Raw genomic sequence first — 8,629 nt, 5'->3', positions numbered from 1 at the left:
CAACCGTGAATCAGTAAGCCTTGCCAGTTTTGTAGAAGTGCTCGTAGCAGAAGTTGGTCGCCTCGATGTAGCCTTCAGCGCCACCGCAGTCGAAACGACGGCCTTTGAATTTGTAGGCAATCACGCAGCCGTCTTTGGCTTGCTTCAACAGGGCGTCAGTGATCTGAATCTCGCCACCCTTGCCTGGCTCGGTTTCTTCGATCAATTTGAAGATGTCCGGGGTCAGGATGTAACGGCCAATGATNGCCAGGTTCGACGGTGCATCTTCAGGTTTTGGCTTCTCGACCATGCTGTGAACACGGTAGATGTCGTCCCGGATCATCTCACCGGCAATCACGCCGTACTTGTGAGTTTCTTGCGGGTCGACCTCTTGAACCGCAACGATGGTGCAGCGGTATTTCTGGTACAGCTTGACCATCTGGGTCAGTACGCCGTCGCCTTCCAGGTTAACGCACAGGTCATCCGCCAGTACCACGGCGAACGGTTCGTCACCGATCAGTGGGCGGCCGGTCAGGATCGCGTGGCCCAAGCCTTTCATCTGGGTCTGACGGGTGTAGGAGAACGAGCACTCGTCGAGCAATTTACGGATACCGACCAGGTATTTTTCCTTGTCGGTGCCCTTGATCTGGTTTTCCAGCTCGTAGCTGATGTCGAAGTGGTCTTCCAGCGCGCGCTTACCGCGGCCGGTAACGATGGAGATTTCAGTCAAACCAGCGTCCAGTGCTTCTTCGACGCCGTACTGGATCAGTGGCTTGTTTACCACCGGCAGCATCTCTTTAGGCATGGCTTTGGTCGCTGGCAAGAAGCGAGTGCCGTAACCGGCTGCTGGGAACAAGCATTTCTTGATCATATGAGTCCTTACAAAGGGCTGTGCGTACGAGTTTCGGCGCAGTCTAATCAGGCGGCGTGCACCTTACAATGCCCCGCGCTGGCTAACCGATGCCATCATAGAGAAATATTCCAGCGGATAGTTCCATCCAGATTTTTGCGCGGTCAAATCAGCGTAGCTCAAAGAGGCCGACAAACTGGACCACCATACGCTTATCGCCCCCCAATGCGAGCATTTGCCGGTATCATGGCGACTTTGAACCAGTGAACGAGACAGATAGATGACCGTAGCAAAAATCATCAACGGGTACACGGTCGACAAAGGAAAAGATGGCCAGTGGCACATTACCGCCGCGAATGGCGAAGATGTTTCCGGGCCGTTACCCAGCGAAGCGATGGCGATTGAAGTGGCGTCGGTGCTCGACTACACACCCCCCGCGCCGAAGCGACGCGGCAAGAGTCAGGACTGATCTCCTGCGGCATACGCAGAGCCCTGCCATCCAGCAGGGCTTTTTTATGGCCGGGTGCAAACAAGTGGCCATTCGCTATAACCTTTTGATGCCTGCGCTGTCACAGGCTTAGCCCCATCATCCTGACGACGACAACGACATGACTAAATTTTTGCCCCTGATTGCAATCCTGGCCCTGAGCGGCTGCGCCACTTCCGAGAAAATGTACCTGAACAACGGAGAGCAAGGTCTGGAAATCGACTGTTCCGGCGAAGCCAATTCCTGGGCCACGTGCTATGAAAAGGCCGATGCCTCTTGCGCGGGCACCGGCTACCGGATCGTCGGTACCGACGGAACGCCTTCCACCAAGGAAAGCGACAAAACCCTGGGGGTCGATGTCGGCAACTTCAAGAACCGCAGTGTCGTGGTGGTCTGCAAGTAGGGCGCCCTGCCCTACATGTGAATTTCCGCAAATTTGATTCCGAGACCACGCACGGTCTCGATCAAATCGTCGAGACGAGCAAACGATTCGACCTCGTCGTTATCATCCACCAGAAAATAGCTGCGCCCGGCGCTTTTCTTGAAAAACACGATCCATTCCCCGGGGTTCGCGGGATTTTGAATGACGTGGGTGGCAGAGATCAGTCCCTCTGCATGGCATTCCCGTAAATGTTCTCGCTTCATGCTCGACTCCAGAAAAGACAATGCCGCCAAAGCATGACTTTGACGGCATCGGTGTAAACGGTGGCCAGTCTATCAGCCGGAAATGCAGGCATTGGCGGCTTTTTGCACGTCTTTAGGACGCACCGGCACATTGGACATACGCTCGTGCAGCTTGATAGCACTGCCACCCGAACGGTCTTCGATGTCGAATACGGCTGCCGGGGCCGACGAGAATTTCGCCGGTACGATCACGCGCATCCCATCCTTGTGTGACTCCAGTTGCAGGGCGCCACGACTGTCGGCCAGTTTTTCAACCAGGCATTGCGCGTATTCATTGGGCTTTTTGCCTGAGATCACGTTCATGGTAGGCAGCGTCTCGTTAATCTCCGAGACACTCGCACAGCCACTCACTACCAATGCCAACGGCAAGGCCAACACACCCCACTTCATACAAAACCTCCGATAAAGACCCTCCGACAGCACAAATGCTGATTTTCTCCGAGGCTCGCTGCGTTTATCGCTCATAGAATTCCGAATAACTGTTTTTAATTGTCAAAGCGAACCTCGACGACCGGATAATAACCTGTTCGGGCTGATAAACTGCGCCAATCGCCCATGCTATCGTTTTGATTTTGTAGAAAAAGCCCTTCTGGAGGCGCCCCATGAAATTCATCCACCAGCGCGAGCACCTCAACGAGGGCGACATCGTTGTCATCGAATGCTCGCAGACCTGCAATATTCGCCTGATGAGCGATGCCAATTTTCGCAGCTTCAAGAACGGCGGCCGCCACACCTACCACGGCGGCGCCTTCGAAAAATTCCCGGCAAAAATCACTGCACCGAGCACCGGTTTCTGGAACATCACCATCGACACGGTCAACCGCCGGCCGATCAGCGTGACCCGCAAACCGACCCTGACACACTCGATCAAGATCATCCGTCGCTCCAGCACGAAACTGAGCTGAGCCACGTTCCCACACGAATAAAAGCAGGTATGACCGTGGCCCAAACGACCAAGTACGTCATCAAATACAAGCTCAACGGCGAACGCCGCTTCGAATTTGCCCAGCTCGAAAAAGGCACTGAAGAAGAAGCCAAGGCCGCGCTGGACGCCATTCATGGTTCGAGCGAAGACGTCATCAGCGACATCGCCGTCAGCAAAGCGCTGTAACGCGACACGGCACCCGGAGCAACAACAAGGACGTCATGCTCCGCGCCCGTTTTGAATTCGACCGCAAGCGCCGGAGTGTTCACTCCCTTGGCGCGCCCTAGACTGGCCACCTCGACCTTTGGTTAAGGAGTCAGAACATGCCTACTTCCCCGATTCGCTACATCGGCGGTACTTCCAGCCTCGGCGTCTTGTTGCTGGCATTCAGCGCCGAGGGCCTGTGCGCGTTGCTGCTCGGTGACGACTTGATCACGCTCGAACGCGATCTGGCGCGGCGTTTCCAAGGCCCGACGCCGCAGCGCGATAATGGTTTGATGCCGGCCCTGGAGCAAACTCTGCGCCACCTCGAAGACCCACGCACCGCACTCGATCTCCCACTGCACCTGACCGGCAGCGTATTTCAACGGCGAGTCTGGGAAGTCCTGCGGCAAATCCCCGTCGGCGAAACCGCCAGCTACCGTGATATCGCCCAACGCCTCGGTCAGCCCAGCGCTTCTCGGGCGGTAGCGAATGCCTGTGGAGCCAACCCGGTGGCCGTTATCGTGCCTTGCCATCGAGTGTTGCGCCAGGACGGCAGCCTTGGCGGTTACCGCTGGGGACTGGAGCGCAAACGGCAGTTGCTGGATCGCGAGGCTCAGCGATGAGCGAGCAAGCTTTCGATGCGCTGGACTGGGCAACCCTGGAGCAACAACTCGACCAGGATGGCTGCGCCGTCATCAAGTCGCTGTTGAGTGCGCAGGCGTGCGATGACGTCAGCGCCCTCTACCCCCAGTCAGCGCCCTTTCGCTCTCAAGTGATCATGGCGCGTCACGGTTTTGGCCGTGGCGAATACAAGTATTTCAACTACCCCTTGCCGGACACGGTCGCCCGCTTGCGCAGTACGGCCTACCCTCGGCTGGTACCGATCGCCAATCGCTGGTACGAATGCATGGACCTGCCGACCCGTTTCCCCGCAACCCACGAAGCATTTCTGCAACGCTGTCATGCCGCCGGTCAGGAACGCCCAACACCGTTATTGCTGCAATATGGCCCGCAGGACTACAACTGCTTGCATCAGGACCTGTACGGCGAACACGTGTTCCCGCTGCAAGTGGCGATTCTTCTGTCAGAACCGGACGAAGATTTTACCGGCGGCGAGTTTGTGCTAACCGAACAACGCCCGCGTATGCAGTCACGCCCGCAGGTGATCGGCCTGAAGAAAGGCGATGGTGTGATCTTTGCCGTGAGCCAGCGCCCGGTCAAAGGCGTTCGCGGCTATTACCGAGTGACGATGCGTCACGGCGTGAGTCGCCTTCACAGTGGAAAACGGCATACCCTTGGAATCATTTTTCACGATGCGTTATGACCCCATGAGTCCGACCACCTTCGATCTGTTTGCCGATGCCGAACCCGAGCAGGAGCCCAGGCGTGAGCAGATCGGTGAACAGTCCTGCGTCTTGCGCGGCTTTGCCCTGTCCCGGCTCGATCGGTTGCTGCCGGCACTGGAAGCGGTTCTGACAGCTGCACCGTTCCGGCAGATGATCACGCCCGGCGGCTTTACCATGTCGGTGGCTTTGAGCAGTTGCGGCACTTGGGGCTGGACCACTGACCGCAGCGGCTACCAGTACACGCGCAACGACCCACAGACCGGACGACCCTGGCCCGAGATGCCCGACGTGTTTTTCGAACTGGCACAAGCGGCGGCACGGGAAGCGGGATTTGCAGATTTTGTCCCTGATTCGTGCCTGATCAACCGCTATGTCCCCGGGGCGAAGATGTCATTGCACCAGGACAAGAACGAAGGTTCCTACGCCGCACCGATCGTGTCGGTGTCATTGGGGTTGCCGGCCATGTTCCTGTTCGGCGGGTTTGAACGAAGCGATAAAAGCCAGCGCATACCGTTGCTGCATGGCGATATCGTGGTCTGGGGTGGCGTCGATCGTTTGCGTTATCACGGCGTCTTGCCGATCAAGGACGGCCATCACCCGAGACTGGGCGAGCAACGGATCAACTTCACCTTTCGCACTGCCGGATGACACCCTCGAATTCAACCGCAAGACTCGGAGTGCGGCGGCGTTGCGGGCTGGTTAGTCTGAAAAAAACGGGTCAACGGACATGAATCCATGACAACTCATTCGACCAGGATTGCCACCGAGGACGATCCTCGCTGGGCCGCCGTTGTTGCACGGGATCCCGGCGCCGACGGGCAGTTTGTCTATGCCGTGAAAACCACCGGAATCTATTGCCGCCCCAGCAGCCTGGCGCGCTTGCCGAAACCGCAGAATGTCGAATTTTTCGACACGGCGGAACAAGCGCTGGCGGCGGGTTATCGTCCGAGCAAACGGGCCACGAAGGATCAAAGCGATGTCGCCGCACAACACGCAGCAACCGTCGCAGCCGCCTGCCGCCACATCGAATCCGCCGAAAATCCGCCGGCGTTAAATGAACTGGCGCAGGCAGCGGGCCTGAGCAGCTTCCACTTCCATCGCGTATTCAAAGCCGTGACCGGTCTGACACCCAAGGGTTACGCCACAGCCCATCGCTCACGCAAGGTTCGCGAACGCCTGACCGACGGCGGCTCGGTCACCGACGCCCTGTATGACGCCGGTTTCAACTCCAACAGCCGCTTCTATGAATCGGCCGATCATCTGCTGGGCATGAAGCCGGGGGATTACCGCGCGGCGGGCCAGAACAACGACATCCGTTTTGCCGTTGGCCAGTGTTCCCTGGGCGCGATTCTGGTGGCGCAAAGTGAACGTGGCATTTGCGCGATTCTGTTGGGGGAAGATCCGCATCAACTGGTCTGCGATCTACAGGACAAGTTTCGGCGTGCCAATCTGATTGGCGCCGATCACGCGTTCGAGCAATTGATTGCCAAGGTGGTCGGTTTTATCGAAGCCCCAGCGATTGGCCTGGATTTGCCGCTGGACGTGCGCGGCACTGCTTTTCAAGAGCGGGTCTGGCAGGCGCTGCGGGAGATTCCTGCGGGTAGCACCGCCAGCTACGCCGATATCGCTCAGCGTATCGGCGCGCCCAAAGCCGTGCGCGCAGTGGCTCAGGCCTGCGGCGCGAACAGTATTGCAGTGGCGATCCCGTGCCACCGCGTGGTGCGTAGCGACGGCAACCTCTCGGGCTATCGCTGGGGTGTCGAGCGCAAGCGTCAGTTGCTTGAACGCGAGACCGTGTAATCAGCGATTCACATCGACCACAACCCGCCCGCGCAATTGCCCGGCGAGCAAGCGGGGCGCGGCGTCGATGGCTTCGCTCAAGCCGATTTCATGGCTGATCAGTGGCAGCAACGCGAAGTCCAGATCCTTGGCCAGCCGATTCCAGGCTTCCACCCGCTTGGCTTTGGGCTGGGTCACGCTGTTGATCCCGGCCAACGTCACGCCACGCAAAATGAACGGCGCGACGGAGGCTGGAAAATCCATGCCTTGTGCCAGACCACATGCGGCAACCGTGCCATTGGCCTTGGTGCTGGCGCAAGCGTTGGCCAGCGTGTGGCTGCCGACCGAGTCAATCACCGCCGCCCAGCGCTCCTTGGCCAGCGGTTTGCCCGGCTCGGACAGCGTCGCGCGATCAATGATCTCGCTGGCCCCCAATTGCTTGAGGTAATCGTGCTCTGAGGTGCGGCCCGTGGACGCTACGACTTTATAGCCGAGCTTGCTTAGCAGCGCGATGGCGAAACTGCCCACGCCGCCGTTGGCACCGGTGACCAGGACTTCGCCCTGCTCAGGCGTTACACCATTATGTTCCAGCGCCAGGATGCACAGCATCGCCGTGTAACCGGCTGTACCGATTGCCATGGCTTGAGCCGCGGTGAATTCCTTGGGTAGCGCAATCAGCCAGTCGCCCTTCAGGCGTGCTTTTTGCGCCAGTCCGCCCCAGTGCCCTTCGCCCACGCCCCAACCATTGAGCAGGACCTGGTCACCGACCTTGTAGTCCGGATGCTCGCTGACTTCGACCGTGCCGGCCAGATCGATCCCCGGCACCATCGGGAATTTCCTGACCACCGGGCTGCTGCCGGTGATCGCCAGGCCATCCTTGAAGTTCAGCGTGCTGTACGCGACGCGCACCGTCACATCGCCTTCGGGCAGTTGATCGTCATTGATCTCTTGCAGTATGGCCCGGTAACCGCTGTCGTCTTTGTTGATCAAAATACCTTTGAACATCATTGCCTCTCAATGGAATGAATCCGGTTGTGGGGGGCATTGAAATACCACAAAGAAACACCTCGCCGTACAAGACTTTAGCCAAACGAACAAAGCGCCGAGCGTTTCCATGACGTGTGGCTATGCCTTTTTTGTGGGGGCCTGGAATAACGGAAAACGTCCCGGATACAAAAGTCGACTGGCTCTGCGTCAACCATTGCTGGTAAAAAAACGGTTCTACCCGTCGGAGAATCATTGAAATGAGCCAATGGCCAGACACCCGTATTCTTGACCTGCTCGGCATCGAACTGCCGATCATCCAGGCTCCCATGGCCGGCGCTACTGGCTCGGCCATGGTCATCGCCGCGAGTAACGCCGGCGGCCTGGGCTCGATGCCCGCTGCGATGCTGAGCATCGAGCAGTTGCGCGAAGAGCTGAAAACGATCCGCCAACACAGCCAGCGACCGTTCAACATCAACTATTTTTGCCATCAGACGCCAGCGGCCGATGAGCAACGCGCTCGGGACTGGAAACATTTGCTGGAACCGTACTATCGAGAACTGGGCGTCGATTTCGAAGCGCCCACTCCGGTCTCCAATCGCGCGCCTTTCGATAACGCCGCCTGCGATGTGCTCGAAGAATTCCGCCCCGAAGTCGTGAGTTTTCATTTTGGCCTGCCGGAAAAAGCCTTGCTCGACCGGGTAAAAGCCACCGGGGCCAAGGTGCTGTCATCGGCCACCACCGTAGAAGAAGCCGTCTGGCTGGAACAACATGGCTGCGACGCGATCATCGCCATGGGCTACGAGGCAGGTGGACATCGCGGGATGTTCCTCAGCGATGACTTGAGCAGTCAGGTGGGCACATTCGCCCTCGTGCCTCAAGTCGTCGATGCGGTGAAAGTGCCGGTGATTGCAGCGGGCGGGATCAGTGATGCTCGGGGGGTGGCGGCCGCTTTTCTGTTGGGCGCTTCGGCGGTGCAGGTGGGGACGGCTTACCTGTTCACGCCGGAAGCCAAGGTCAGCGCGTCTCACCACAAGGCGTTGCGCACGGCCAAGGAAAGCGAGACGGCAGTGACCAATCTTTTCACCGGCCGCCCGGCACGAGGAATCCTCAATCGGGTGATGCGCGAACTCGGCCCCATGAGCGATAAAGCCCCGGCCTTCCCGTTGGCCGGTGGTGCGTTGATGCCGTTGCGGGCCAAGGGTGAAGCGGACTTCAGCAATCTCTGGGCGGGGCAGGCGTTCACGTTGGGCATTGAAATGAGCACGTCGGAGCTGACTCGGCGTTTGGCGGAGGAAGGTTTGGCCAAGTTGCTCCGTCGGTAAGTCACGCTGTTGTAGCAGGTGCCGAGCAACGCGAGGCACCTGCTACAAGTCGTGCGCAAACTCAGT

General features: G+C 58.6%; 13 protein-coding genes. 9 read left to right on the top strand and 4 right to left on the bottom strand.

All coding sequences use genetic code 11. The features are described 5' to 3' along the window. Positions 1-10 precede the first annotated feature (10 nt). The gene (gene galU, locus B7L09_RS00515; protein WP_094467304.1) at positions 11-850 is read right to left on the bottom strand and encodes a UTP--glucose-1-phosphate uridylyltransferase GalU; all 840 of its coding nucleotides are present in this window, start codon (positions 848-850) and stop codon (positions 11-13) included. Positions 851-1,109: 259 nt separating this feature from the next. Between galU and B7L09_RS00510 the strand changes: the two genes are divergently transcribed. Next, positions 1,110-1,298: a hypothetical protein gene (locus B7L09_RS00510; protein WP_094467303.1), complete on the top strand. Its 189-nt coding sequence runs from the start codon at positions 1,110-1,112 to the stop codon at positions 1,296-1,298. Between the two features lie 139 nt (positions 1,299-1,437). Then, the gene (locus B7L09_RS00505; protein WP_094467302.1) at positions 1,438-1,719 is read left to right on the top strand and encodes a hypothetical protein; all 282 of its coding nucleotides are present in this window, start codon (positions 1,438-1,440) and stop codon (positions 1,717-1,719) included. A gap of 11 nt (positions 1,720-1,730) precedes the next feature. Here the strand turns inward: B7L09_RS00505 and B7L09_RS00500 are convergent, their stop codons facing one another. Together B7L09_RS00500 and B7L09_RS00495 are read right to left on the bottom strand one after the other, a co-directional pair. Next, positions 1,731-1,961 (bottom strand): hypothetical protein, encoded by a 231-nt coding sequence (locus B7L09_RS00500; protein WP_094467301.1) that lies wholly within the window; start codon positions 1,959-1,961, stop codon positions 1,731-1,733. A 72-nt stretch (positions 1,962-2,033) separates the two neighbouring features. After that, complete coding sequence (locus tag B7L09_RS00495; protein WP_094467300.1) at positions 2,034-2,390, bottom strand: hypothetical protein; 357 nt, start codon at positions 2,388-2,390, stop codon at positions 2,034-2,036. 212 nt (positions 2,391-2,602) lie between these two features. On the opposite strand from B7L09_RS00495, the gene B7L09_RS00490 reads away from it, so the two are divergent. The 6 genes from B7L09_RS00490 to ada all read left to right on the top strand — a co-directional run bounded on the left by B7L09_RS00490 (position 2,603) and on the right by ada (position 6,275). Then, positions 2,603-2,905, top strand: a complete 303-nt coding sequence (locus B7L09_RS00490) for a DUF1883 domain-containing protein (protein WP_094467299.1) — start codon at positions 2,603-2,605, stop codon at positions 2,903-2,905. A gap of 29 nt (positions 2,906-2,934) precedes the next feature. Then, a complete protein-coding gene (locus tag B7L09_RS31895; protein ID WP_094467298.1) occupies positions 2,935-3,111 on the top strand; it encodes a hypothetical protein in 177 nt (58 codons plus the stop codon). A gap of 137 nt (positions 3,112-3,248) precedes the next feature. After that, positions 3,249-3,752 carry a methylated-DNA--[protein]-cysteine S-methyltransferase gene (locus tag B7L09_RS00480; protein WP_094467297.1) on the top strand — a complete coding sequence of 168 codons (504 nt, stop codon included), beginning with the start codon at positions 3,249-3,251 and terminating at the stop codon, positions 3,750-3,752. Continuing rightward, a complete protein-coding gene (locus B7L09_RS00475) occupies positions 3,749-4,453 on the top strand; it encodes a 2OG-Fe(II) oxygenase (protein WP_094467296.1) in 705 nt (234 codons plus the stop codon). The genes B7L09_RS00480 and B7L09_RS00475 overlap by 4 nt, the downstream gene beginning before the upstream one ends. Continuing rightward, positions 4,443-5,123 carry a DNA oxidative demethylase AlkB gene (gene alkB, locus B7L09_RS00470; RefSeq protein WP_094467295.1) on the top strand — a complete coding sequence of 227 codons (681 nt, stop codon included), beginning with the start codon at positions 4,443-4,445 and terminating at the stop codon, positions 5,121-5,123. The genes B7L09_RS00475 and alkB overlap by 11 nt, the downstream gene beginning before the upstream one ends. A gap of 87 nt (positions 5,124-5,210) precedes the next feature. Further along, on the top strand, positions 5,211-6,275 hold the full coding sequence (gene ada, locus B7L09_RS00465) for a bifunctional DNA-binding transcriptional regulator/O6-methylguanine-DNA methyltransferase Ada (RefSeq protein WP_094467294.1): 1,065 nt from the start codon (positions 5,211-5,213) through the stop codon (positions 6,273-6,275). Here ada and acuI read toward each other — a convergent pair whose 3' ends face one another. Beyond that, positions 6,276-7,259, bottom strand: a complete 984-nt coding sequence (gene acuI, locus B7L09_RS00460; protein WP_094467307.1) for an acrylyl-CoA reductase (NADPH) — start codon at positions 7,257-7,259, stop codon at positions 6,276-6,278. 239 nt (positions 7,260-7,498) lie between these two features. On the opposite strand from acuI, the gene B7L09_RS00455 reads away from it, so the two are divergent. Then, positions 7,499-8,563 (top strand): NAD(P)H-dependent flavin oxidoreductase, encoded by a 1,065-nt coding sequence (locus B7L09_RS00455; protein ID WP_094467293.1) that lies wholly within the window; start codon positions 7,499-7,501, stop codon positions 8,561-8,563. Positions 8,564-8,629: the final 66 nt, after the last annotated feature.

The sequence above is a fragment of the Pseudomonas mandelii genome, assembly GCF_002251635.1.
Lineage (GTDB): Bacteria > Pseudomonadota > Gammaproteobacteria > Pseudomonadales > Pseudomonadaceae > Aquipseudomonas > Aquipseudomonas mandelii_B.
The sequence above is the reverse complement of the archived record's forward strand: the minus strand, read 5'-3'. Positions and strand labels throughout refer to the sequence as shown.

Coding starts and splice junctions, on each gene's coding strand:
- acuI (WP_094467307.1), bottom strand. CDS start 7,259: ATGTTCAAAGGTATTTTGATCAACAAAGACGACAGCGGTTACCGGGCC.
- B7L09_RS00480 (WP_094467297.1), top strand. CDS start 3,249: ATGCCTACTTCCCCGATTCGCTACATCGGCGGTACTTCCAGCCTCGGC.
- B7L09_RS00455 (WP_094467293.1), top strand. CDS start 7,499: ATGAGCCAATGGCCAGACACCCGTATTCTTGACCTGCTCGGCATCGAA.
- B7L09_RS00490 (WP_094467299.1), top strand. CDS start 2,603: ATGAAATTCATCCACCAGCGCGAGCACCTCAACGAGGGCGACATCGTT.
- B7L09_RS31895 (WP_094467298.1), top strand. CDS start 2,935: ATGACCGTGGCCCAAACGACCAAGTACGTCATCAAATACAAGCTCAAC.
- alkB (WP_094467295.1), top strand. CDS start 4,443: ATGCGTTATGACCCCATGAGTCCGACCACCTTCGATCTGTTTGCCGAT.
- B7L09_RS00495 (WP_094467300.1), bottom strand. CDS start 2,390: ATGAAGTGGGGTGTGTTGGCCTTGCCGTTGGCATTGGTAGTGAGTGGC.
- B7L09_RS00500 (WP_094467301.1), bottom strand. CDS start 1,961: ATGAAGCGAGAACATTTACGGGAATGCCATGCAGAGGGACTGATCTCT.
- ada (WP_094467294.1), top strand. CDS start 5,211: ATGACAACTCATTCGACCAGGATTGCCACCGAGGACGATCCTCGCTGG.
- B7L09_RS00510 (WP_094467303.1), top strand. CDS start 1,110: ATGACCGTAGCAAAAATCATCAACGGGTACACGGTCGACAAAGGAAAA.
- B7L09_RS00505 (WP_094467302.1), top strand. CDS start 1,438: ATGACTAAATTTTTGCCCCTGATTGCAATCCTGGCCCTGAGCGGCTGC.
- B7L09_RS00475 (WP_094467296.1), top strand. CDS start 3,749: ATGAGCGAGCAAGCTTTCGATGCGCTGGACTGGGCAACCCTGGAGCAA.